The sequence below is a fragment of the Streptomyces sp. NPDC001709 genome (assembly GCF_053596375.1).
Genome location: NZ_JBSFGB010000008.1, coordinates 204,977 through 226,905 on the forward strand (window position 1 = coordinate 204,977; position 21,929 = coordinate 226,905).

At 71.7% G+C, this 21,929-nt stretch carries 23 protein-coding genes and 1 pseudogene; 10 read left to right on the plus strand and 14 right to left on the minus strand.

The window, feature by feature from the left end; all coding sequences use genetic code 11:
* The first annotated feature begins 160 nt into the window (after window positions 1–160).
* From ACWC0C_RS15235 to ACWC0C_RS15255, 5 genes are all read left to right on the plus strand, one after another.
* Window positions 161–766, plus strand: coding sequence for a sulfite oxidase-like oxidoreductase (locus ACWC0C_RS15235; RefSeq protein ID WP_450864332.1), 606 nt, complete (start codon window positions 161–163; stop codon window positions 764–766).
* 295 nt (window positions 767–1,061) lie between these two features.
* Window positions 1,062–1,781, plus strand: coding sequence for a ferredoxin reductase (locus ACWC0C_RS15240; protein WP_450864514.1), 720 nt, complete (start codon window positions 1,062–1,064; stop codon window positions 1,779–1,781).
* Window positions 1,782–2,000: 219 nt separating this feature from the next.
* Window positions 2,001–2,585: a DUF3592 domain-containing protein gene (locus tag ACWC0C_RS15245; protein WP_450864334.1), complete on the plus strand. Its 585-nt coding sequence runs from the start codon at window positions 2,001–2,003 to the stop codon at window positions 2,583–2,585.
* Between the two features lie 102 nt (window positions 2,586–2,687).
* Window positions 2,688–3,656, plus strand: a complete 969-nt coding sequence (locus ACWC0C_RS15250; RefSeq protein WP_450864335.1) for an acetylxylan esterase — start codon at window positions 2,688–2,690, stop codon at window positions 3,654–3,656.
* A 381-nt stretch (window positions 3,657–4,037) separates the two neighbouring features.
* Entirely contained in the window at window positions 4,038–4,781 is a 744-nt protein-coding gene (locus tag ACWC0C_RS15255; RefSeq protein ID WP_450864337.1) for a GntR family transcriptional regulator, read from the plus strand.
* Here ACWC0C_RS15255 and ACWC0C_RS15260 read toward each other — a convergent pair.
* On the minus strand, window positions 4,751–5,503 hold the full coding sequence (locus ACWC0C_RS15260; protein ID WP_450864339.1) for a class I SAM-dependent methyltransferase: 753 nt from the start codon (window positions 5,501–5,503) through the stop codon (window positions 4,751–4,753). The genes ACWC0C_RS15255 and ACWC0C_RS15260 overlap by 31 nt on opposite strands.
* A gap of 4 nt (window positions 5,504–5,507) precedes the next feature.
* Window positions 5,508–6,071, minus strand: coding sequence for a PadR family transcriptional regulator (locus ACWC0C_RS15265; protein ID WP_450864341.1), 564 nt, complete (start codon window positions 6,069–6,071; stop codon window positions 5,508–5,510).
* A 72-nt stretch (window positions 6,072–6,143) separates the two neighbouring features.
* Between ACWC0C_RS15265 and ACWC0C_RS15270 the strand changes: the two genes are divergently transcribed.
* Both ACWC0C_RS15270 and ACWC0C_RS15275 read left to right on the plus strand, forming a co-directional pair.
* A complete protein-coding gene (locus tag ACWC0C_RS15270; protein WP_450864343.1) occupies window positions 6,144–6,542 on the plus strand; it encodes a nuclear transport factor 2 family protein in 399 nt (132 codons plus the stop codon).
* A 63-nt stretch (window positions 6,543–6,605) separates the two neighbouring features.
* Window positions 6,606–6,728 (plus strand): hypothetical protein, encoded by a 123-nt coding sequence (locus ACWC0C_RS15275; RefSeq protein WP_450864345.1) that lies wholly within the window; start codon window positions 6,606–6,608, stop codon window positions 6,726–6,728.
* Here ACWC0C_RS15275 and ACWC0C_RS15280 read toward each other — a convergent pair.
* Window positions 6,718–7,548, minus strand: a complete 831-nt coding sequence (locus tag ACWC0C_RS15280) for a hypothetical protein (RefSeq protein WP_450864347.1) — start codon at window positions 7,546–7,548, stop codon at window positions 6,718–6,720. The genes ACWC0C_RS15275 and ACWC0C_RS15280 overlap by 11 nt on opposite strands.
* A 435-nt stretch (window positions 7,549–7,983) precedes the next feature.
* On the opposite strand from ACWC0C_RS15280, the gene rho reads away from it, so the two are divergent.
* Both rho and ACWC0C_RS15290 read left to right on the plus strand, forming a co-directional pair.
* The gene (gene rho / locus ACWC0C_RS15285; RefSeq protein WP_450864349.1) at window positions 7,984–9,132 is read left to right on the plus strand and encodes a transcription termination factor Rho; all 1,149 of its coding nucleotides are present in this window, start codon (window positions 7,984–7,986) and stop codon (window positions 9,130–9,132) included.
* A gap of 239 nt (window positions 9,133–9,371) precedes the next feature.
* Window positions 9,372–10,067 (plus strand): annotated as a pseudogene (locus tag ACWC0C_RS15290) (D-alanyl-D-alanine carboxypeptidase family protein); the annotation flags it as partial.
* 59 nt (window positions 10,068–10,126) lie between these two features.
* Here ACWC0C_RS15290 and ACWC0C_RS15295 read toward each other — a convergent pair.
* A complete protein-coding gene (locus ACWC0C_RS15295) occupies window positions 10,127–11,515 on the minus strand; it encodes a glycosyltransferase 87 family protein (protein ID WP_450864351.1) in 1,389 nt (462 codons plus the stop codon).
* On the minus strand, window positions 11,512–12,924 hold the full coding sequence (gene mptB / locus ACWC0C_RS15300) for a polyprenol phosphomannose-dependent alpha 1,6 mannosyltransferase MptB (protein ID WP_450864353.1): 1,413 nt from the start codon (window positions 12,922–12,924) through the stop codon (window positions 11,512–11,514). The genes ACWC0C_RS15295 and mptB overlap by 4 nt, the downstream gene beginning before the upstream one ends.
* 131 nt (window positions 12,925–13,055) lie before the next feature.
* Between mptB and ACWC0C_RS15305 the strand changes: the two genes are divergently transcribed.
* The gene (locus tag ACWC0C_RS15305; protein WP_450864355.1) at window positions 13,056–13,847 is read left to right on the plus strand and encodes an alpha/beta fold hydrolase; all 792 of its coding nucleotides are present in this window, start codon (window positions 13,056–13,058) and stop codon (window positions 13,845–13,847) included.
* Window positions 13,848–13,889: 42 nt separating this feature from the next.
* Here ACWC0C_RS15305 and ACWC0C_RS15310 read toward each other — a convergent pair whose 3' ends face one another.
* The 9 genes from ACWC0C_RS15310 to crcB (ACWC0C_RS15350) form a co-directional block, all read right to left on the minus strand.
* Complete coding sequence (locus ACWC0C_RS15310; RefSeq protein WP_449196196.1) at window positions 13,890–14,828, minus strand: glutaminase; 939 nt, start codon at window positions 14,826–14,828, stop codon at window positions 13,890–13,892.
* Between the two features lie 64 nt (window positions 14,829–14,892).
* The gene (gene aspA / locus ACWC0C_RS15315; protein WP_450864358.1) at window positions 14,893–16,305 is read right to left on the minus strand and encodes an aspartate ammonia-lyase; all 1,413 of its coding nucleotides are present in this window, start codon (window positions 16,303–16,305) and stop codon (window positions 14,893–14,895) included.
* Window positions 16,306–16,413: 108 nt separating this feature from the next.
* Window positions 16,414–17,430 carry an asparaginase gene (locus ACWC0C_RS15320; RefSeq protein WP_450864360.1) on the minus strand — a complete coding sequence of 339 codons (1,017 nt, stop codon included), beginning with the start codon at window positions 17,428–17,430 and terminating at the stop codon, window positions 16,414–16,416.
* 41 nt (window positions 17,431–17,471) lie between these two features.
* Window positions 17,472–18,911 (minus strand): amino acid permease, encoded by a 1,440-nt coding sequence (locus tag ACWC0C_RS15325; protein WP_449196193.1) that lies wholly within the window; start codon window positions 18,909–18,911, stop codon window positions 17,472–17,474.
* The gene (locus ACWC0C_RS15330) at window positions 18,908–19,642 is read right to left on the minus strand and encodes a FadR/GntR family transcriptional regulator (protein ID WP_449196192.1); all 735 of its coding nucleotides are present in this window, start codon (window positions 19,640–19,642) and stop codon (window positions 18,908–18,910) included. Before ACWC0C_RS15330 ends, ACWC0C_RS15325 begins: the two co-directional genes overlap by 4 nt.
* 117 nt (window positions 19,643–19,759) lie before the next feature.
* A complete protein-coding gene (locus ACWC0C_RS15335; protein ID WP_449196191.1) occupies window positions 19,760–20,596 on the minus strand; it encodes an undecaprenyl-diphosphate phosphatase in 837 nt (278 codons plus the stop codon).
* Between the two features lie 74 nt (window positions 20,597–20,670).
* Window positions 20,671–21,045 (minus strand): fluoride efflux transporter CrcB, encoded by a 375-nt coding sequence (gene crcB / locus ACWC0C_RS15340; protein WP_450864363.1) that lies wholly within the window; start codon window positions 21,043–21,045, stop codon window positions 20,671–20,673.
* Window positions 21,042–21,422: a DUF190 domain-containing protein gene (locus tag ACWC0C_RS15345; protein WP_450864365.1), complete on the minus strand. Its 381-nt coding sequence runs from the start codon at window positions 21,420–21,422 to the stop codon at window positions 21,042–21,044. Before ACWC0C_RS15345 ends, crcB (ACWC0C_RS15340) begins: the two co-directional genes overlap by 4 nt.
* Window positions 21,419–21,880: a fluoride efflux transporter CrcB gene (crcB, locus tag ACWC0C_RS15350; protein ID WP_450864367.1), complete on the minus strand. Its 462-nt coding sequence runs from the start codon at window positions 21,878–21,880 to the stop codon at window positions 21,419–21,421. The genes ACWC0C_RS15345 and crcB (ACWC0C_RS15350) overlap by 4 nt, the downstream gene beginning before the upstream one ends.
* Between the last annotated feature and the right edge of the window lie 49 nt (window positions 21,881–21,929).

Genomic DNA, 21,929 nt, shown 5'->3' on the forward strand with positions numbered 1-21,929 from the left:
CGCGCTGTCACCGGTGTACCGGTGCCGGCATCGAGCGCAAAGGAGAAGCGCCGCAGAGCTATTCCCCTGGTCCGAAAGAGTTCATACGGCCGCAATCATCCGGGCCTGACGGGCGGTGACCAGGGACGCGGCACACGGAACGACCACGTACGGTTGAAGAATGAACGTTACGCGAGGCTTCACGGGCCGCCCGCGCGTCCACAACCCCGGGCTGCCGCCCGGGCAGTACGACGCGGGCGAGGACTGGCCCGTCCTGTCCGCCGAGGTCACCCCCGACCTGGCACCGGCCGACTGGTCCTTCCGCATCGACGGCATGGTCGAGCGGCCGCACACCTGGGACTGGGACGCCGCGCACGCGCTGCCTGAGTCCGCGTACGACGGCGACATCCACTGTGTGACGGGCTGGTCGAAGTTCGGCGTGCGTTTCGGCGGGGTCTCCCTGGACGCGTTCTTCCATGTGGTGCGGCCCCATGTGTCCGCCACCCATGCGGTCGCCCGCTCCCACACGGGCTACACCACCAACCTGCCGCTCGCCGACCTCACCGGCGGGCGGGCCTGGATCGTCTGGGAGTACGGCGGCGAACCGCTGCCGCCCGAGCACGGCGGCCCGGCCCGGCTCCTGGTGCCCCACCTCTACTTCTGGAAGAGCGCCAAGTGGATCGCGGCCCTCACCCTCCTCGACCACGACGAGCCGGGCTTCTGGGAACGCAACGGCTACCACGAACGCGGCAATCCCTGGGAGGAGCAGCGGTACTCCGGTGACTGAGACGACGACAACCGACACGACAAGGACGCCCCAGGGCACCCCCGCTGCGACCCCTGGAACGAACGCCCAGGCTGCGACCCCGGCCGCTTCCGCCTCGGACCCGGACGCCCCCTCGATGGCCCCGGCCGCTTCCGCCCCGAACCCGGCCGCACCCTCCATAGCCCCGACCGCCGCCGCCCCGAACCCGGCCGCACCCTCCACGACCCCGGCCCGCACCGCCCCCGGCCCCACGGCCCCCGCCCGTGCTGCGGCTCCCCCGGCCGCCGGCCCCGGCATTCCCGCGCCCCGGTTCGCGGTGCCCGGGCGTATCGCGGTGGGTGAGCAGGTGGCGGCGGTGTGGCAGACGGCCACGCTGACGGAGATACGGCGTGAGACGCCGCATGCGGCCACCTTCCGGCTGGCGGTGCCGCAGTGGGCGGGGCATGTGCCCGGCCAGCACCTGCTGCTGCGGCTGACCGCGGCGGACGGCTATGTGGCGCAGCGCCATTACTCGATCGCCTCGGCGCCGGACGACTCCGGGCACATCGAGCTGACCCTGGACCAGGTGCCGGACGGCGAGGTCTCGGGCTGGTTCCACACCGTCGCCCGCCCCGGCGACACGGTCGAGGTGCGCGGCCCGCTGAGCGGTTTCTTCGCCTGGCCCGGCGACCGGCCCGCGCTGCTGATCGGCGCCGGCTCCGGGATCGTCCCGCTGATGTCGATGGTGCGGCACCGCAGGAGGCGCGCCCTCACCGTGCCGCTGCGCATGCTGGTGTCCGCGCGCAGCCCCGAGGATCTGATCTACGCGTCCGAGCTGGGCGCGGAGACGACGCCCGTCTTCACCCGCAGCGCCCCACAGGGTGTGCCGGTGGGACGTATGGCCGCCGCACATGTGGCGTCCCTCCTGGCCGAGCAGCCTCCCGGTGGTTGGGAGGCCTATGTGTGCGGGTCCAACGGGTTCGCCGAGCACGCCTCCAGGCTGCTGGTCGCCGCGGGCCAGCCGGTGGACCGGATCCGTATCGAGCGCTTCGGCTGACCGACCGGCTCGCGCGCCGGGTGGGCCGCGCGTCCGTGGGGCGCATGGCGTGTTCCCGCGCTCCAGGTGGGCTTGAACTCGCGGTCCGTGACGTGAGCGAGGTGCTCCGTACGGGGTACGAGACGGGTGTGGACGCTCTTGTGCGTGAGCGGTGGGGGGTGACGGGCTTCGTGGACAGGCCCGTTCGCTCTCCGGCTCCGACGGTGCGAGGAGGTGGACATGCGTACCCGGATGCACGGCTGGCGCTGGCGGCGCAATCCGCTGCGCCGCCGCTCGGATGTCGTCGAAGCGTGGACGTTGCTGATCGTCGCCGTCCTGCTGTTCGTCCTCACGCCTCTGGTCGGCGTGGCCGCGGGTCTGCACGCCCATGACGCGGCCCGGGCCCTCGCGACCGCACAGCGGGCCGAGCGCCACCAGGTGCGCGCGCGGGTGATCGGCGACCACTCCGAGCAGGTGTCCGCCGTGGAGGGCGACCGCGAGCACCCGTACCGCGCCCAGGTCAGCTGGACCGAGCCCGGCAAGGAGACCCGCACGGCGTGGGCCCGGGTGCCGGCGGGGACCCGGACCGGGGACACGGTCACCGTGTGGTTCGACACCCGGGGCCGCAGTGTCGCCCCGCCGCCGGACCACGCCGCGGTCCTGCAGCACGCGATCACCGTGGGGGTCTGCGCGGTGGGCGGCACTGCGGCCGTCGTCCTCCTCGCACACGCCGTGGAGCGCCGGATCGCGCTGCGCCACCGGCTGGCGGAGTGGGAACGGGAATGGGCGCGGACGGGACCGAGGTGGACCCAGCCGCGGGCGTGACGGCGCCCCGGCCGCCGAAACGGAGCAAACGCTTACTGGTCAGCCCTCCGATCACCTGCGTACGGTGAGCTGACGCTGTTTCCTTCGCAAAGGCGGTTGTTGATGGCCCTGTTCGACCTTCCCCTCGAGGAACTCCGCGCGCACCGCAGCGAGTCCATCGAGCCCGAGGACTTCGACGCCTTCTGGGACAAGACCCTCGAAGAGGCACGCGAGCACGAGCTGGACGCCCGCTTCGAGCCGGTGGACACCGGGCTGTCGACGGTCCAGGTGTACGACGTGACGTTCGCCGGGTTCGGCGGGCACCCGGTCAAGGGCTGGCTGCGGCTGCCGACCGGGGCGGCCGAACCCCTGCCGCTGGTCGTGGAGTTCATCGGCTACGGCGGCGGACGAGGGCTGCCGCACGAGAACCTGCTGTGGGCGTCGACGGGCCGGGCACACTTCGTGATGGACACCCGTGGCCAGGGCAGCGCCTGGGGCGGCGGGGGCGGCACGGCCGACCCGGTGGGCGCGGCACCGGCGTACCCCGGCTTCATGACGCGGGGCATCGACGCGCCCGAGAACTACTACTACCGCCGGGTGTACACGGATGCCGTGCGCGCCGTCGAGGCGGCCCGCTCGCACCCGCTGACCGATGCGGCGCGGACCGTGGCGGTCGGCGCCAGCCAGGGCGGCGGCATCACCCTGGCCGTCGGCGGTCTGGTCCCCGACCTGGTCGCGGTGGCGCCGGACGTGCCGTTCCTGTGCGACTTCCCGCGCGCGACGACGCTGACGGACCGTCACCCCTACCGGGAGATCGGTCTGTTCCTCAAGACGCACCGCGGCCGCTCGGCGGAGGTGCTGCGCACGCTGTCCTACTTCGACGGGGTGCACTTCGCGGCCCGGGGCCGGGCGCCCGCGCTGTTCTCGGCGGCGCTGGAGGACCAGACCTGCCCGCCGTCGACGGTGTTCGCCGCGTTCAACACCTGGGCGCACGAGGACAAGGCGATCGAGGTCTACGACTTCAACGACCACGAGGGCGGCGGCCCCTTCCACGAGGCGGAGAAGGTGCGCTGGCTGCGGTCGTACGCCTGAGGCGGCGGGCGGACACACGAGCACTTCCCCCCAGTGCGGCCGGTCGGCACACGCGCGGCACCCGGGTCGCGGCGTCGCGACCCGGGTCTCCCGGCGACCGAGGCGGGCCGGGTGGCCGAGTTGGCGCACGCGCGGGCCGGGCAGCGAATAGGCGGCGATCTTCAGCCAGTCGGCATCCGCCGCGCTGGTGGGGTCGAGGCGGGGCCCGGTCCGTGGTTGTTCCCGCGGGCCCGCCCGGATGGGGCCACGCATCGCGGGCGCCACGGATTGGGTTTCGGCCGAACCGGCAGGACACTCTTCCCTGATGGTTTAGACCAGTGCTAATTGTGGTCGCGCAACGAGCCCGCACGACTACGTCTTGTCACAACAGGAGGGCGCGGCATGGCCCGCACCACCCCGCACGAACCCGCCCAGATCGACGACCGGCCCCTGTACGGACGGATCGCGGCGCTACTGCTCGACGAACTGCGCGAGGGCACCATTCCACCGGGCGAACGACTGCCGGGCGAACGGCACCTGGCCGCGCACTTCCACGTCAGCCGGGAGACCGTCCGGCAGGCGCTGGAGCTGCTGCGGCGCAGCGGTCTGGTCACCACCGACCGGCGGGGCAGCCATGCGACGCTGCCCGGTCGGCCGGTCGAGGCTCAGGGGACACCGGCCTTCCCGCTGGGCGCCCACTCGGCCGACCCGTCCGCGGTCGACCGGGCCACGGTGACCTGGCAGGCGCCGCCCCCGGAGCACGCGCGGCAGCTTGGCCTGGCGCCGCACCGGCCGACGCTGGTGCACCACTACCGGTCGGCCACGCCGGACGGCCGGGCGCTGCGGACGGCGGTGACGTCGTTCTCGGCGGTGGCGCTGGCCGAGGTCGCGGAGCTGGCCCGCTACCGGGGCCGGGCGGACGGCGCCACCCCCGCGGAGCTGCGGCGGGCCTACGACTGGATGCGCAAGGCCGGCCTGTCGCTGCACCACCGGGATTCCATCACGCAGGTCGACGGCGCCTTCTCGGTGCGGGTGACCCGGCGGGTGCACGACCAGTACGCCCGGCCGCTGGAGATCACCGATTTGGTGGTGAACGCGGAACGGGACGCCCTGGTCTACGAGTTCACGCTGCCGGCCGCCGGCTGAGCCCGCCGGGCCACCACCAGCCGGGCCCGTGGGCTGCCGTCGCCGCGCCGCCCGAACTCGGGCAGGGCCCGCAGCTCGACGGTGAACCCGGCGCGCTCCAGCTCCCCGATTACTCGGCCGAGCCGGAAGGCGCGATAGTACATGACGAACGGCGGCCGCCACAGCGCGTTGCGCACCCGCATCACCGCGTCGAAACCGAGCAGCATCCAGAAGCCGGCCTGCGCCGGACGGGGCGGGGCGAGCACCGGGAAGGCGAACCGGCCACCCGGCCGCAGGGCGGCGTGGACCTGGGCGAACAGCCCCGGCAGTTCGCGCGGCAGGAAGTGACCGAACGCCCCGAAGGAGACCACGAGATCGAAGGAGGCCGTGAACGGCAGGGCACGGGCGTCGCCGCGTACCCAGGCGATCCCGGGCCCACCGGCGGGCCGCACCCGGTGCCGGGCGACATCGAGCATGCCCGCGCTGAAGTCGACCCCCGTCACGCTCCGGCGGCACAGCCCGGTCAGCACCTCGGTGCCCGCGCCCGTGCCGCAGCACAGGTCGAGCCCGTCCTCGAACGGGCCGAGCGGAGTGAGCGCCTTCGCCACGGACCGCAGCACCTCGTCGGGCGTCCGGAAGGGGGTGTGGTCGAACTTCGGGGCGAGCAGGTCGTAGCCGCGGTCGACGGACGACAGCGCCTGCACGGCGAGTTCACGCAGGCTGGGGCCTTCGGGACCGAACATCTCCTCAGCCTAGGGCCACCCGCTCGCCCAGGATCGCGAGGACCCGCTCGCACCAGCGCAGGTTCTCCTCCTCGAAGGAGATCCCGGCCATGAGGGTGAGGTACGGGCCGACGCGATCGGCGGTGCGCAGGTACTCGTCCTCGGTCCGCCCGTCCAGGAGGCGGTCGCGGACCCGCCGGTAGCGGTCGAGCTTTCCGCGTGCCCAGCCCATGCGCTCCTCGATCAGCGCGCGGGTGACCTCGGGGTCGCCGCGGTCCATCGCCTGGATCTTGATCAGGAGTTCGTCGCGGATGGCGGTGGGCCGTTTCGGCGGCTCGGCGGCGAACGCGTCCAGCTCGGCCCGGCCCGCCTCGGTGAGCGTGAACATCCGCTTGTTCGGCCGCCGTTCCTGCTGCACCGTCCGGGCCTGGACCAGCCCGTCCTGGGCCAGGCGCTCCAGCTCACGGTAGAGCTGCTGCGGGGTGGCGGGCCAGAAGTTCGCGAGCGAGACGTCGAAGGACTTCGACAGCTCGTAGCCCGAGGCCTCGCCCTCCAGCAGGGCGGCCAGGACGGCGTACTTGAGCGACATATGGACAGGCTAGCAGTCGTTGATTAATCTCATCCGCGTCTATTCAATTAATTGACTATACGAGGTGATCCGATGCACGCGTTCCGCGCCGCGGTCGAGGCCGGGGACATCGACGCCGTCGAGGCACTGCTGGCCGAGGACGTCGTCTTCACCAGCCCGGTCGTCTTCAAGCCGTATCCGGGCAAGGCGATCACCGCGGCGATCCTGCGCGCGGTCTCCCAGGTCTTCGAGGACTTCCGGTACGTCCGTGAGATCGGCGACCCGGCCGCGCCCGACCATGCGCTGGTCTTCACGGCCCGGGTGGGCGACCGCGAGCTGACCGGCTGCGACTTCCTGCATGTGAACGAGGACGGCCTGATCGACGAGCTCATGGTCATGGTCCGCCCGCTGTCCGGCGCGCACGCCCTCGCCGAGGCCATGGGCGCCCGGTTCGAGGAGATCGCGAAGGAGGCGGAGGCGCGGTCGGCATGAGCGCCCCTCCGCCCCGCGGGCGTCAGGCGACCGTAAGCGTGATCGCCACCTACGTGACGGGACGTGGCGCACGGCCTCGTCGACAACGCGGACATCCCGATGGAACCGCGGCACGACGAGGCCGAACTCGCCGGCCGAAGCCCGGCGTTCGCGGTGCACACGACCGGCGCGCCGGTCAGCCCTTGAGCTGCCCCAGCGTGGCCTTGGCGTCCTTCTTCAGCCAGTCCTTCACGTCGCTGAGCGCGGGCGGGTTCTTGTCCTGGTCGTACGAGGTGAGGTAGGCGCTGTAGCTCATCGTGTACGTCACCCAGCCGTCGCGGACGGCGAGCGTGGCGTAGCGGGAACCGCTGCTGGAGGAGCCGCTGGTGGTGTCCTGGCTGACGAGGTAGGCCTCGTCGCCGATGCCGCTGACCGGGGAGACGTCGTAACCGGTGTGGCTGTCACCGTAGTTCTTCCAGGTGGCCGTGAACTCGGGCCCCGGGTCCGTCTTCTTGTGCAGGTCCAGCTGCATGGACAGATAGGCGTCGGCATACGAGGAGCCGCTCTTCTTCAGGCCCACGCTGCAGTAACCCTCGTCCAGCGCCACGTTCTTGAGCGAGGTCTTGGTCGGCGAGGAATCTCCGTCGGGGTACTCCGTCTTGAAGGAGGAGTAGTCGGCGCTGGAGCACATGTTGGACGGCGCCGCATAGCCGCGCAGGTCCGCGCTGTCGCCCTTGCCGCCGACGAGGAAGACACCGGCGGCCCAGGCGGCGGAGGCGACGACCGCGCCGACCGCGGCCCACAGCACCGCCTTCCCGGCCCCGCCGCCCCCACCGGACGGAGGGACGGGCACCGCGGGGCCGTACTGGGGTGCCTGGGCGTACGGGTTCCCGTGCTGCGGCTGACCGACCAGTGTGGGCTGCGCGTAGAAGGCGCCCTGCGGCGGGGACTGCGGGTTCGGGTAGGGGTAGGCGGTCGGCTGCGGCGGGACGGACGGCTGCTGCGGGGGCTGCGGGGGCGTGGACATCTCCTGAACATAGTCCACGGTTGACGGTCAAGTCCCCTGACGTCCGGGACCGTTATGGTCTGGGGACATCTGGTGCGGTTCCCCGGTCCTTCATCGTCCACCGCGGTCCAGGCGGACGTGCGCAGGCTGTTGCCATAGACGCGGACGGCATCATGTTGACCCAGGCGAGTGCACGGGTATAGTGCGATCAGCGCATGTGCGTGTCCCGTCGTGCGGACACCGGTGCCGCCGTCTCCACCATCAGCCCCTCGGCCGAGCCTTCCGACCGGCCCGGGCTTCTTCTCTGCACCACCTCGTGACCAGCGCGTCCGCGCCGTACCCGAGGTGCCGTTCCCGCCGCCCGGAGGCAGTTGTCGAGGCAGTTTCCGACGCCTCCCGCTCGCGGCCCCTCCCCCCTTCCCACTCTCCTCTTCCGTCCGTGAAAGGACCCACCTCATGACCACCACACTCGAACACCTTCCCGCGGCCCAGCAGGCCCCGGCCGCCCGGCTCGTCACCGGTGTCCTCGACATCGACACACACGGGAAGGGGCAGCTGCGGGCCGCTAGCCTGCTCCCCTCCCCCGCCGACCCCCAGGTCCCGCCGGCCCTGATCCGGCGCCACGGGCTGCGCAAGGGCGACCTCGTCGAAGGCGTCCGGGGCGACCGGCGCACCCTGACCGAGGTCACGCGCGTCGACGGACGCGAGCCTGCGGACCTGCGCGGCCGACGCCACTTCCGCGACCTCACACCCCTCCACCCGCACGACCGCATCCGCCTCGAGCATCCCGGATCCGGACCGGCCGGGCGCGTCATGGACCTCTTCGCGCCGGTCGGCAAGGGCCAGCGCGGACTCGTGGTCGCCCCGCCGAAGAGCGGCAAGACGGTGCTGCTCCAGCAGCTGGCCGCCGCCGTGGCCGGCAACCACCCCGAGTGCCGGCTGATGGTCCTGCTGCTGGACGAGCGTCCCGAGGAGGTCACCGAGATGCGCCGCTCGGTGCGCGGCGAGGTGTACGCCTCCACGTTCGACCGGGCGGCCAAGGAGCACATCGCCCTCGCCGAGCTCGTCGTCGAGCGGGCCAAGCGCCTGGTGGAGGCCGGCGAGGACGTCGTGATCCTGCTGGACTCGCTGACCCGGCTGTGCCGGGCGCACAACAACGCCTCCGCCGCCGGCGGCCGCACCCTGAGCGGCGGTGTCGACGCGGGCGCGCTGCTCGGCCCCAAGCGGTTCTTCGGCGCCGCCCGGCAGGCCGAGGAGGGCGGCTCGCTGACCATCCTCGCCACCGTCCTCGTGGACACCGGCTCCCGCGCCGACGGCTACTACTTCGAGGAGCTGAAGAGCACCGGCAACATGGAACTGCGCCTGGACCGGGAGGCCGCCGCCCGGCGCATCTTCCCCGCCGTCGATCTGGACGCCTCCGGCACCCGCCGCGAAGAACTCCTCCTGACCCCGGACGAGTTGACGACCGTACACGGCCTGCGCCGCGTCCTGCGCTCCCGCGAGGGCACTTCTTCCGGCCTGGAGACGCTGCTGGAGCGGCTGCGCTCCACCCCCGACAACGCCGCGTTCCTGCGCCAGATCCGGCCCACCCTGCCCGCGGGCTGACCCCGCCGCCAGGACGTCGGGGTCCGGCATCCGGGTTGCTCGCGTGGGCCGAACGGCCCTTGTGGCGCGAGGCTTGGCAGAGCTGTTCGTACGTTGGCTCCATGGTCACCGGATTTTCTCGTCGGGCACTCGTGTCGGCCTGCTCCCTGTGCGTGGCGGGCGTGCTGGCACTCGGGCCGGCCGCCGCCCGCGCCGGGGCCCGTGCCGGGGAACCCGCCCCGCCCGAACCCCGGGCCGTGATGCCCGGGCCGTCCCTGCTCTACCGCTCCGGCACCCAGGTCCGGCCGCGCCGGGGTGCGCCCGAGGTGCCGGAGGTGTCGGCGCTGTCCTGGGTGGTGGCCGACGCCGGCAGCGGGGCGGTGCTGGCCGCGAGCGACGCGCACCGCAAGCTGCCGCCCGCGAGCACCCTCAAGACACTGTTCGCGCTCACCCTGCTGCCGTCGCTGCCCGCCGGGATGTGGCACACCGTGCGGGACGAGGAGTTGGCGGACATCGGCCCGGGCAGCAGTCTGGTCGGCGTCCAGGAGGGACACTCGTACCAGGTGGCCGACCTGTGGCGCGGGGTCTTCCTCCGCTCGGGCAACGACGCCGTGCACGTGCTCGCCTCCCTCGGCGGCGGCTGGGCGGCCACGGCCGAGCGGATGCAGGCCAAGGCGCGCTCGCTCGGCGCCATGGACACCCATGTCGTCTCGCCCGACGGCTACGACGCCGACGGCCAGGTGTCCTCCGCCTACGACCTGGCGGTCTTCGGCCGGGCCGGGCTGCGCGACCCCCGCTTCGCCCGCTACTGCTCCACCGCCGAGGCGTACTTCCCCGGTGACGGCTCGTCGTACGGCATCCGCAACACCAACCGGCTGCTGACCGGTGCGGACGGCGTGGTGAAGTATCCGGGGCTGATCGGCATCAAGAACGGCTACACCACCAACGCGGGCAACACCCTGGTGGCCGCGGCCCGCCATGGCGGGCGCACGCTGGTGGTGACCGTGATGAACCCTCAGGAGGGCGGCGGGTTCACCGTGTACGAGGAGGCGCGCGAGCTGCTCGACTGGGGCTTCGAGGCGGCCGACCGGGTGGATCCGGTCGGCTCGCTGGACGGGCTGGCCGTCAGGTCACGGCAGCCGTCGCCGGCGGCATCGGTGCCCGTGGCGACGTCGCGGGCCGCCGACGGCACGGGCTGGCCGGGTCCCGGCGTCGTCGCGGGGCTCGCGGGACTCGGCGCCGGAGCCGTGACGCTGGTGCTGCGGGGCAGGGGCAGCCGGAGCGCGCGCGGCTGACCCGTCGGCAGGCCGAGCAGCAGGCCCAGTGTGATCCACGTGTAGGTGTTGCTGCCGAGGAAGCCGCCGATGCCGGAGGAGTCGTCGAACCACAGCCACACCACGCTCGTGCACAGCACCGCGTACAGGGCGCCCGCGATCCGCGAGTGCCCGGTGCGCAGCAGCACGGCGAAGGACGGCAGCAGCCACACCAGGTGGTGCACCCAGGTGATGGGGCTGACCAGGCAGGCCGCCGCCCCGGTGAGCGCGAAGGCGGCCGTCCAGTCGCCGGCCGTCACCGCCCTGCGGGTCCGCCATGCCCAGACGCACAGGGTGAGCAGGACCGCCGTCGCCCACAGCGGGCGACCCGTATCGCCGAGGCGGGCCAGCACACCCTGGAGCGACTGGTTCGAGACGTAGGCGAGGCGGCCCACCCTGCTGGTGTCCCACAGCGCCTCGGTCCAGTAGAAGCGCGAGGCCGCCGGGTCCGCCCAGGCGGCCAGCGCGGTCGCCGCGGCGGCGACGGCCGTCGCGAGGGCGGCCGCCCGGCGCCGCCCGGCGAGCAGCAGCAGACCGATGAACAGGGCGGGCGTGAGTTTCACCGCGGCGGCGAGCCCGATCCCGGCGCCCGCCCAGCGCTCCCGGCCGGTCGCCAGCAGCCGGCAGTCGCCCAGGACGAGGGCGAGCAGCACCAGGTTCACCTGGCCGAAGCTGAAGGTGTCCCGCAGCGGCTCGAACAGCGCGAGCAGACACAGGCACAACGACCAGCGGTACCAGCCGTGCCGTCGCCAGCCGGGCCCGGCCAGGATCCGCAGGATCACCGCCAGCGCGGCCAGGTTGACCAGCAGGGACACCGCGATCGCCGAGTTCCGGTCCAGCAGCGCCAGCGGGAGCATGGCCAGCGCCGCGAACGGCGGGTAGGTGAAGCCGTACGAGGTTCCCGGCACCTGGTAGTCGTAGATCCGGCCGCCGTGGTGCACCCACATGTGCACGGTGCCGTAGTAGACGCGCAGGTCGAAGAAGCCGCGCAGCAGCGGAACGGTGGCGGTGAAGACCGTCACGGCCGCGACGAGGGCGAGGACGAGAAGCACCCGGCCGCGGTCGGTACGGGGTCGCAGCGGCCCGCTCACGCCATGCGTCCCGGTGCCGGTACCTGGGCCGCCTGGTGGGCCTGCCACAGGACGACCACGCCGAGCACGCCGCCGGAGCCGGCGAGCACCAGTTGCCCGAGGTCGGCCGGCCCGCCGCTGGGCAGGACGGCGAGGGCGAGGACGCCCGCCAGGGCCGCGACCCGGTGCCGTACCGAGGTGTTGGGTGCGGCGGCGGCGATGAGGAACAGGCCCCACAGCACGTACCAGGGGCGGATCGCGGGGCCGAACACGGCGATCGTCAGCAGGCTGAGCCCGAGGGCGTACACGGGTCTGAGGCGCAGCCGCAGCCATATCAGGGCTACGGCGACGGCAGTGGCCGCGAGGCCGAGCAGATGCCAGGCCGGGACGGCCAGCGGGGCCAGGCTGCTGCCGAGATGTTCCAGCAGGGCGCCGGTGGCGCGGCCGAGCAGGCTGGTCAGGGCCCAGTTGTGCGGGGACACCGGGGTCTCCAGGGCGCCGATCCAGCCGTAGCCGGTGCCGGCGACGGCGGTGGCGGCGACCGTGGTCGCGGCGGAGGCCGCGGCCGCGGTGAGGGCTGCCGGCAGTGGGCGGCGGCCGGAGCGCACCTGAAGGGCCAAGACCGCCAGCAGTCCGAGCGCGGCCGGCGCCTTGACCAGGGCGGCCAGGGTGACGAGGACGGCTCCGACGGCGCCGCCGGCCGGCCGGTCCCCGCGCGCGGCGACCAGGCCGAGCCCCAGCAGCCCGAGCATCAGGGCGTCGTTGTGGGCGCCCGCGACCAGGTGCAGCAGGACGAGCGGGTTGAGGGCGCCGAGCCAGAGGGCGGCGGCCGGGTCGGCGCCGCTGTGCCGGGCGAGCCGGGGCAGCGCCACCGCCATCAGGGCCACACCGAGCAGGGCGACCAGGCGCATGCCGAGCAGTCCTTCGGGCAGTTGGCCGCGGGTCAGGCCGGACAGTGCGGAGGCCAGGGCCATGAAGGCGGGGCCGTAAGGGGCGCCGGTGTGCTGCCACATCGGGGCCACCTCGTCGGCGAGCGGACCGCCGAGCTGGGCCGGGCCGTGGGCGTACACGTCCATGTGGTGGTCGGCCATGGCGCCCTGCGCGAGGTAGCTGTAGACGTCCCGGCTGAACAGCGGCGGTGCGAGCAGCAGCGGTGCCGTCCACACGGCGAGCACCAGCAGGAGGGCGCGCGGGGTGGGCGGCTGGGGGCCGCGCACCAGACGGCCGAGGAGCACCCAGGCCGCTATCAGCAGGACGACACCGAAGTACACCCCGACCAGGCCGAGCGCGGCCTGCACCGAGGCCGGGGCCAGGAGGTCCTGCACGGGCAGGGCACCGGCCGTCTCACCGCCCAGCGCGAGAAAGGCGGTGCCGGCCAGCCCGAGCACCTGGCAGCTGCGGAGATCGACGGGGAATGCCTTGGCCAACACTGGGTCAGCGTGTCAACGCCGGGTGGCCGGAAGGCGACGCTCCTCTCACCTGTAGGCAGCCCGCACGTGACCGGCATGTGAGAAACGATGACTTCCGGGCGTACGGGAGGTCACCACTTCACCCACACGCCATGGAACGGAACAGAACGGACGTGATCACAGTGGCCGGCAGCTCTGCCTACGCGAAGACCGGCGGCCTGGAGATGTACTACGAGATCCACGGCGCGGCCTCCGCACGCCCGCCCCTGGTGCTCCTGCACGGAGGCGCGTGCACCATCGGCCTGTCCTTCGGCGCCGTACTCCCCGCCCTGGCCGGAACGCGCCAGGTCATCGCCCCCGAACTTCAGGGCCACGGACACACCGCCGACGCCGACCGGGAGTTCACGGTGCCCGCGCTGGCCTCGGACGTGGTGGCCCTGCTCGACGAACTCGGCCTCGGGCAGGCGGACTTGCTCGGCTTCAGCCTCGGCGGGCTGACCGCTCTGGAGGTGGCCGTACGCCACCCGGACCGGGTCGGGCGGCTGGTCCTCGCCTCCGCGCCCTACCGGCAGGACGGCTTCCACCCGGAGTCCCAGGACCCGGCTTCCGGCTCGTCCCGGCTGCCGAGCCAGGAGGACTTCCAGGAGATCGCGGACGCGTACGCCGCGGTCGCGCCCCGCCCCGAGCGCTTCCAGGACCTGCTCGCCAAGTGCTCGGCCGTCGCGCACGCCCCGCTGCCCTGGACCGCCGATGACCTGCGCGGCCTGCGACCACCGACGCTGCTGGTCATCGGGGACGCGGACTTCGTCCGGATCGAGCACGCGGCCGAGATGCTGGAGCTGATCCCTCGGGCGCGCCTGGCGGTGCTGCCCGGTACCACCCACATGACGCTCATGCGCCGCACGGCCCTGCTGCTGCCGCTGCTGCACGAGTTCCTGGACTGAGTCTCCTGGACCGAGACGCCTGGACCGGTGTTCCCGGACCGGTCAGAACACCGAGAGCCCGGTCAGCGTGGTGAACCGGTCGAGGGCGGCCACGCCGGCCACCGAGTTGCCGCGTTCGTCGAGGCCCGGGCTCCATACGCACAGCGTGCACCGGCCCGGTACCACCGCGATGATCCCGCCGCCGACCCCGCTCTTGCCGGGCAGCCCCACGCGGTAGGCGAAGTCGCCGGCCGCGTCGTACGTCCCGCAGGTCAGCATCACCGCGTTGACCTGCTTGGCCTGGCTGCGGGTGAGCAGCCGGCTGCCGTCGGCGCGGACGCCGTGCCGGGCGAGGAAGCCGGTGGCGAGGGCGAGGTCGGCGCAGGAGGCGGTGATGGAGCACTGCCGGAAGTACTGGTCGAGCAGGACCGGCACGTCGTTGTCGATGTTGCCGTAGGAGGCCATGAAATGGGCGAGGGCGGCGTTGCGGTCGCCATGGGCGGTCTCGGAGGCGGCGACCTCCTTGTCGAAGTCCAGGGAGGCGTTGCCGCTCTCGGCGCGCAGAAAGGCCAGCAGCTCACCGGCCGCGTCTCCGGTACGGGTCTGGAGGCGGTCGGTGACGACGAGGGCACCCGCGTTGATGAAAGGATTCCGCGGGATGCCGTTCTCGTATTCCAGCTGGACCAGGGAGTTGAAGGGGTTGCCGGAGGGTTCGCGGCCCACGTGCTCCCAGAGTTCGTCGCCCTCGCGGGCCAGGTCCAGGGCGAGCGTGAAGACCTTGGTGATGGACTGCGTGGAGAAGGGCTCGCGCCAGTCCCCCACCCCGTACACCGTGCCGTCCAGCTCGGCGACGGCCATGCCGAAGCGGCGGGGATCACGGGCGGCCAGGGCCGGGATGTAGTCGGCGGCCCGGCCGCGGCCGGGCGTGCGTTCCATCTCCTCGGCGATGCGCTCCAGGACCGGCAGGAAGGCGAGGGACGACGTCGTTGTCATGATCACCATTGTGCCTCCGGACCGGCCCTGGAGCCCACTCGCGTACGGGTTGATATCTGCCCGTAACCGCAGGTCAGGCGGCAGGCGCCCCGCTGCCTGCGACGACCTCGGGGCGCAGCAGCTCGGCAAGCCGCTCGGCCGGCAGCAGGCCCTTCTCCAGGACGAGTTCGGCCACGCCCCGGCCGGTGACGAGCGCCTCCTTGGCGATCTCGGTGGCGGCCGTGTACCCGATGTGCGGGTTGAGGGCGGTGACCAGGCCGATGGAGTTCTCCACGGTGGCGCGCAGCCGCTCGGTGTTGGCGGTGATGCCGGACACGCAGCGCTCGGCCAGGGTCAGGCAGGCGCTCCGCAGATGGGTGATGGACTCCGACAGGGAGTGCAGGATGATCGGCTCGAAGGCGTTGAGCTGGAGCTGTCCGGCCTCGGCGGCCATGGTGATGGCGACGTCGTTGCCGATCACCTCGAAGGCGACCTGGTTGACCACCTCGGGGATCACGGGGTTCACCTTGCCTGGCATGATCGACGAACCGGCCTGCACCGGGGGCAGGTTGATCTCACCGAGTCCGGCGCGCGGACCGGAGGACAGCAGCCTGAGGTCGTTGCAGCTCTTGGAGAGCTTGACCGCGATCCGCTTGAGCACACCGGACATCTGGACGAAGGCACCGCAGTCCTGGGTGGCCTCGACCAGGTTGGCGGCGGTGACCAGCGGCAGCCCGGTGATCGCGGACAGGTGCCGGCGGGCGGCCTCGGCGTATCCGGTGGGCGCGTTGAGACCGGTGCCGATCGCCGTGGCGCCGAGGTTGATCTCATGGATCAGCTCGACGGCCTCGGCAAGACGGCTGCGGTCCTCCTCGATCATGACGGCGAATGCGGAGAACTCCTGACCGAGCGTCATCGGCACGGCGTCCTGCAACTGTGTACGGCCCATCTTGAGCACGTCACGGAACTCGACGGCCTTGACCGCGAAGGTGTCCTGCAGCACGGACATCGCCTTGAGCAGTCCACGGACCGCGAACACCGTCGCTATCTTGACGGCGGTCGGGTAGACGTCGTTGGTCGACTGGCCCAGGTTGACGTCCTCGTTGGGGTGCAGATACGCGTACTCGCCCTTGGCGTGGCCGAGCAGCTCCAGCGCGCGGTTGGCCACGACCTCGTTGGCGTTCATGTTGGTGGACGTGCCGGCGCCGCCCTGGATGACATCGACGACGAACTGGTCGTGCAACTTGCCCGCCCGGATCTCCCGGCAGGCGGCGACGATCGCACTCGCCTTCTCCGGCGCCAGCAGACCGAGTTCCTCGTTGGCGAGGGCGGCGGCCTCCTTCACGGCGGCCAGGGCGTCGATCAGATGCGGGTACGCGGAGATCGGCGTACCGGTGATGGGAAAGTTCTCCGTCGCACGCAGGGTGTGCACACCCCAGTACGCGTCGGCGGGTACGTCACGGTCGCCGAGCAGATCGTGTTCGCTGCGGGAGGTGGCGGCGGTCATGAGGGTACGGTCCTCTTTCTGAGGTACGGAGGTGAAAAAGGGGCGCGGGGAACTGCGCGATCAACCACAACGGACTCGCAGATCCAGGACGGCCGATCCAGCGGAGCGCTACGCACACGCAGTGAACGGAACCGGATCAAGCGCACGCACCGGACGCACACAACCCACCGGCTCCCCACCCCCCAGCAGGGGCTCTCCGGCGAACTCGGTGAGCAGCTCCGGGTCGACGCCCGCACGAGCGAGCGCCGCCGCCGCGACCGGAATCCGCGCCCGGTTCGCCCCGTCGGCGATCTTCACGGCGATGGCCCGGCCGTCGGGCAGTGCAGCGACCTGAACGCCCTCGAAGCCGTCCTTGGCCAGCAGCCCCGGCACGGCCCGCATCAGCGCGGCCACGTCACGTCCCGAGCCGGAGGCCATCTCGGCGTGGGCGCGCATCGCGTCGGCGACCCGGGCCTCGGGCGTGCCGGGAGCGGCCGAGGTGATCCGGGACAGGGCGCGGGCGAGGCCGTGCAGGGAGATGGAGAAGAGCGGCGCGCCGCAGCCGTCGACGGTGACCCGGGCGATCCGCTGGCCGGTCAGGTCCTCGACGATCTCCTGGATCGCCTGCTGGAGCGGGTGCGCCGGATCGAGGTAGTCCTTCAGGGACCAGCCGTTGAGCTGCGCGGTCCACAGCATGGCCGCGTGCTTGCCGGAGCAGTTCTGCGCGAGCCGCGAGGGCAGGCGGCCCTCGCGCACCCAGGTGTCCCGGACGACCGGGTCGAAGGGCAGGTCGGGGACGTTGCGCAGATTCTCCTCGGTGAGCCCGGCGAGTTCGAGGATGCGCCGGGTGCCGGCGAGGTGGCGTTCCTCGCCGGAGTGGCTCGCGGCGGCCAGCGACAGCAGCTCGCCGTCGAGGGGCAGTCCGGCCCGCAGCATGGCAACGGCCTGGAGGGGTTTGACGGCCGAGCGCGGGTAGAAGGCGGCCTCGATGTCGCCGAGCTGGAACTCGACCCGGCCGTCGGCGCCGAGGACGACTACGGAGCCGTAGTGGATGCCCTCGACGACCCCGCCGCGGATGAGGTGGGCGACGGGGGCGTGGAGGGGTTCGCGGACGATGGGTGCGTCTGCGGGGGAACTGCTGTACATCACTGCCTGCATCGTTGGGTTGGGGTCGGCCGGTACGCGGGTCACGCGTCGGCGCCGGTGGACGTGCGGGATATTCGGCCGCGGATGCCGTACCAGCCCGCGACCAGTGCTGCGACGATCAGCGGCAGACAGAGCACGGTGGTGCGTCCGGCGCCGCCGTCGGCGTACATGAGGACGAGGACGGAGGCGAGGAACGCCAGCGTCACGAGTTCCGTCCAGGGGGAACCCGGCAGCCGGTAGGACGGCCGGGTCAGCTCGCCCTTCTGGGTCTTCCGCCAGAAGAACAGGTGACAGACCATGATCATGCCCCAGGTCGCGAGGATGCCGATCGCCGCGAAGTTGAGGACGATCTCGAAGGCGTCGGCGGGGACGACGTAGTTGAGGCCCACGCCGAGGACACAGATACCGCTGGTGAGCAGGATTCCGCCGTACGGGACCTGACTGCGGCTCATCCGCGCGGTGAACTTCGGTGCCGAGCCGCTCATGGCCATGGAGCGCAGGATGCGGCCGGTGGAGTACAGGCCGGAGTTCAGCGAGGACATGGCGGCGGTCAGCACGACCAGGTTCATCACACCGCCGGCCGCCGGGACGCCGATGTGCGACAGGACGGTCACGAAGGGGCTCTCGCCGGCGCTGTACTTGTTCCAGGGCAGCAGCATGGAGAGCAGGACGACGGAGCCGACGTAGAACAGGCCCACGCGCCACATGATCGAGTTGATCGCCTTCGGCATGATCTTCTCGGGGTTCTCGGTCTCGCCGGCGGCCACGCCGACCAGTTCGACGGAGGCGTAGGCGAAGACGACACCCTGGATGATCAGCAGCATCGGCAGCAGGCCGTTGGGGAAGACGCCGCCGTTGTCGGTGATCAGGGCCGGGCCGGGGTGGTGGCCCTCGACCGGGTGCTGGGTGACCAGCAGGAAGATCCCGATGCACATGAAGACGACGAGCGCACTGACCTTGACGATCGCGAACCAGAACTCCAGCTCGCCGAAGATCTTGACGGAGATCAGATTGACGGTCAACACAACCGCGAGGGCGATCAATGCGATCAACCATTGCGGTATGTCGGAGAACATGCCCCAGTAGTGCGTGTAGGTGGCCACCGCCGTGATGTCGGCGATGCCGGTGGTCGCCCAGTTCAGGAAGTACATCCAGCCGGCGGTGTAGGCGCCCTTCTCCCCGAGGAACTCCCGGGCGTACGACACGAAGGCGCCGGAGGACGGGCGGTACAGGACGAGTTCGCCGAGGGCGCGCACGACCAGGAAGGCGAAGACGCCGCAGACGGCGTAGGCGATGAAGAGGGAGGGCCCGGCGTCGGCGAGCCGGCCGCCCGCGCCGAGGAAGAGGCCGGTGCCGATGGCTCCGCCGATGGCGATCATGTTGACGTGCCGGTGCTTCAGGCCTTTGCTGTAGCCGGCGTCTCCGGCGTCGACATGGCCGGACGAGGGGCGCGTCTCGTCTTTGAGGTGCTGCTCGCTCACGCCTCGGGTCCGCCTTCCGTGGGGAGGTCGTCCGTCCGCTGGGGGCGGACGATGTCGGTGAGGGTCGTCTCGACGCGGTCGAGGTGGTGGCTCATGGCCTGGACCGCGTCGTGTTCGGAACCGTCGATCAGCGCTTCGACGATGGCCCGGTGCTCGCGGTTGGACTGCTCGCGGCGCCCGCCCAGCTCGTTGAGGAAGGCCGACTGACGCGCCAGTGCGTCGCGGATCTCCTCGATGACCCGGCGGAAGACCGGGTTCTGGGCGGCCTCGGCGATCGCGAGGTGGAAGAGGGTGTCCATCGCGACCCAGGCCGTGGTGTCCGTCTCCCGCTCCATGCGGTCGAGCAGATGGGCCAGGTGGTCCAGGTTCTCCGGGGTGCGGCGCTGGGCCGCGTATCCGGCGACGGGGATCTCGATGTGCCGGCGCACCTCGAGCAGGTCGCTGGCCGCGTAGTCGCCGAAGGTGGGGTCCTCGACGGCGTTCGCGACGACGAAGGTGCCCTTGCCGGTCCGGGAGACCGTGAGGCCCATCGTCTGCAGCGCGCGCAGCGCCTCGCGGAGCACGGGCCGGGACACCTCGAGGGTGCGGCACAGCTCGGCCTCGGAGGGGAGCTTGTCGCCGATGGTGTACTCGCCGCGCTCGATGGCGTCGCGGAGGTGGCCGAGGACCGCTTCCATGGCGCTCACACGCCGGGGACCGAGACCACCTGTCTGGCTGTCTGACAGGTTCACGGGAGCGATCCTGCGGGTTGCACGCCGGGACTGTCAAGGCATCGCGTAAGGAAACATTCACGGGGCGCGGCGCCTGAATGCAGGCATCCGCACCCCGTGGGTGATCAGGAGGTTCGGTCAGGCGTTGAGCACACCTGTGGCGAGCAGGCCGAGCAGGCCGACGCCGATGACGATGCGGTAGATCACGAAGGCGTTGAAGGAGTGCTTGGCGACGAACTTCAGCAGCCAGGCGATGGAGGCGTAGGCGACCACGAAGGACACGATGGTGCCCACGGCCAGCGGGGCGGCGCCCACGCCCGCGCCGAGGGCGTCCTTGAGCTCGTAGATGCCGGCGCCGGTCAGGGCCGGGATACCGAGGAAGAACGACAGACGGGTGGCGGCGACACGGTCGAGGTCCCGGATGAGCGCCGTGGACATGGTGGCACCGGAGCGGGAGAAGCCGGGGAAGAGCAGGGCGAGGATCTGCGAGCAGCCGACCCACATCGCGTCCTTGAAGGACGTGTCGTCCTCACCGCGCTTGTGCCGACCCATCTGGTCGGCCGCCCACATCACGCCCGAGCCGACGATCAGCGAGCCCGCGACCACCCACAGCGAGGCGAGCGGGCCGTCGATCAGCGGCTTGGCGGCAAGACCCACGATGACGATCGGGATGGTGGCGGCGATCACCCACCAGGCGAACTTGTAGTCGTGGTGGTAGCGCTCCTCGCGGTTGGTCAGACCGCGGAACCAGGCGGAGACGATCCGCTTGATGTCCTTGAAGAAGTACACGAGCACGGCGGCGATGGCGCCGACCTGGATGACGGCGGAGAAACCGACGACGGACTTGTCGTCGACCGGGATGTGCATGAGTCCCTCGGTGATCTTCAGGTGCCCCGTGGAGGACACCGGGAGGAACTCGGTCACCCCCTCGACTACTCCGAGGACGACGGCTTGACCGACGGAGATGGCGCTCATGGGATCCAGTTCTGAGGAGAGTTGGTCGACAGTGTTGTAGACAGTACTTGCTGTGCCCGGACGTGTGGCAAGCGCTAGGCCCACAGGACGTGCGCGAGTGAGACACCGGCGAAGGCGGCGGCGAGTCCCGCCACCACGCTCGCGACGACGTTGACCGCAGCGTAGAGGCCGGATCCGGCCTCGGTCAGCCGCAGGGTCTCGTAGGAGAAGGTCGAATACGTCGTCAGCGCCCCGCACAGCCCGGTGCCCAGCAGAAGCTGCAGGTGGGGCCCGGCGGCCCCGGCGGAGGCCGCGCCCGTGAGCAGCCCGAGGACCAGGCAGCCGGTGACGTTCACCACGAAGGTGCCCCAGGGGAAGACCGAGTCGTGGCGGGCCTGTACGGCACGGTCGGTGAGATAGCGCAGCGGTGCGCCGACCGCGGCCCCCGCGATGACCAACAGCCAGTTCACAACGACTTCTTACCCTTCGGATCCGTGCCCCGCGGGCCGCTTTCGCGTCCCACGTACCGGACGACCTCGCACTCCTCCAGGGTCACGAGTCCTTCGTCGACGAGTTCGTCGAGCTGCGGCAGAAACGCCCGTACACGCTCCTCGGTGTCCACGACGACGACCGCCACGGGCAGGTCCTCGCTCAGGGACAGCAGGCGGGAGGTGTGGATGCGCGAGGAGGCGCCGAAGCCCTCGATACCCCGGAAGACGCTCGCCCCGGCCAGTCCGGCCGCGTGCGCGCGGTGCACGATCTCCGAGTAGAGGGGCTTGTGGTGCCAGGTGTCGTCCTCGCCGATGTAGACGGTCAGCCTGAGGGCCCGGCCGGTGAGTGACGTCATCCCTGCCTCCTGATCAGCACCCGGCGGGCGGCCACCGAGGCGAGCCACACCGCGGCGAGGGCCGCGCACAGCGTCGCGGCGAGATAGGCCAGCCCGATGCCGGGGCGGCCGGCGTCGACCAGCTTGCGGATGTCCACGGCGTAGGTGGAGAAGGTGGTGAAGCCGCCGAGCACGCCGGTACCGAAGAAGGGGCGGACGAGGCGGTGGGCGGCCCACACGTCGGTGATCAGCACCATGAGAACGCCGATGACGGCGCAGCCGACGACGTTGGTCCAGAAGGTCGCCCAGGGGAAGGCGCCGGGCGACGTGGGCCAGGCCAGGGTGAGCCCGTAACGGGCGCACGCACCCAGGGCGCCGCCGAGGGCGACCACCGCGACGACGGGGGCCTGGGTACGCCACTCGGACCGCCGCCGTGGCGTGGGGCGGACACGGAGGCTCTCGACTTCCGGGGCTGTCATGCTGCTTGGGTCTCCTGTTCGGCCTGCCCCGACGGGTGATCACGGCCGG

Excerpts from the sequence above, each read along its gene's own strand:
- ACWC0C_RS15235 (WP_450864332.1), top strand. The coding sequence starts at position 161 with ATGAACGTTACGCGAGGCTTCACGGGCCGCCCGCGCGTCCACAACCCC.
- ACWC0C_RS15245 (WP_450864334.1), top strand. The coding sequence starts at position 2,001 with ATGCGTACCCGGATGCACGGCTGGCGCTGGCGGCGCAATCCGCTGCGC.
- ACWC0C_RS15250 (WP_450864335.1), top strand. The coding sequence starts at position 2,688 with ATGGCCCTGTTCGACCTTCCCCTCGAGGAACTCCGCGCGCACCGCAGC.
- ACWC0C_RS15255 (WP_450864337.1), top strand. The coding sequence starts at position 4,038 with ATGGCCCGCACCACCCCGCACGAACCCGCCCAGATCGACGACCGGCCC.
- ACWC0C_RS15260 (WP_450864339.1), bottom strand. The coding sequence starts at position 5,503 with ATGTTCGGTCCCGAAGGCCCCAGCCTGCGTGAACTCGCCGTGCAGGCG.
- ACWC0C_RS15265 (WP_450864341.1), bottom strand. The coding sequence starts at position 6,071 with ATGTCGCTCAAGTACGCCGTCCTGGCCGCCCTGCTGGAGGGCGAGGCC.
- ACWC0C_RS15270 (WP_450864343.1), top strand. The coding sequence starts at position 6,144 with ATGCACGCGTTCCGCGCCGCGGTCGAGGCCGGGGACATCGACGCCGTC.
- ACWC0C_RS15280 (WP_450864347.1), bottom strand. The coding sequence starts at position 7,548 with ATGTCCACGCCCCCGCAGCCCCCGCAGCAGCCGTCCGTCCCGCCGCAG.
- rho (WP_450864349.1), top strand. The coding sequence starts at position 7,984 with ATGACCACCACACTCGAACACCTTCCCGCGGCCCAGCAGGCCCCGGCC.
- ACWC0C_RS15305 (WP_450864355.1), top strand. The coding sequence starts at position 13,056 with ATGGAACGGAACAGAACGGACGTGATCACAGTGGCCGGCAGCTCTGCC.
- ACWC0C_RS15310 (WP_449196196.1), bottom strand. The coding sequence starts at position 14,828 with ATGGTGATCATGACAACGACGTCGTCCCTCGCCTTCCTGCCGGTCCTG.
- aspA (WP_450864358.1), bottom strand. The coding sequence starts at position 16,305 with ATGACCGCCGCCACCTCCCGCAGCGAACACGATCTGCTCGGCGACCGT.
- ACWC0C_RS15320 (WP_450864360.1), bottom strand. The coding sequence starts at position 17,430 with ATGTACAGCAGTTCCCCCGCAGACGCACCCATCGTCCGCGAACCCCTC.
- ACWC0C_RS15335 (WP_449196191.1), bottom strand. The coding sequence starts at position 20,596 with ATGAGCGCCATCTCCGTCGGTCAAGCCGTCGTCCTCGGAGTAGTCGAG.
- ACWC0C_RS15345 (WP_450864365.1), bottom strand. The coding sequence starts at position 21,422 with ATGACGTCACTCACCGGCCGGGCCCTCAGGCTGACCGTCTACATCGGC.
- crcB (WP_450864367.1), bottom strand. The coding sequence starts at position 21,880 with ATGACAGCCCCGGAAGTCGAGAGCCTCCGTGTCCGCCCCACGCCACGG.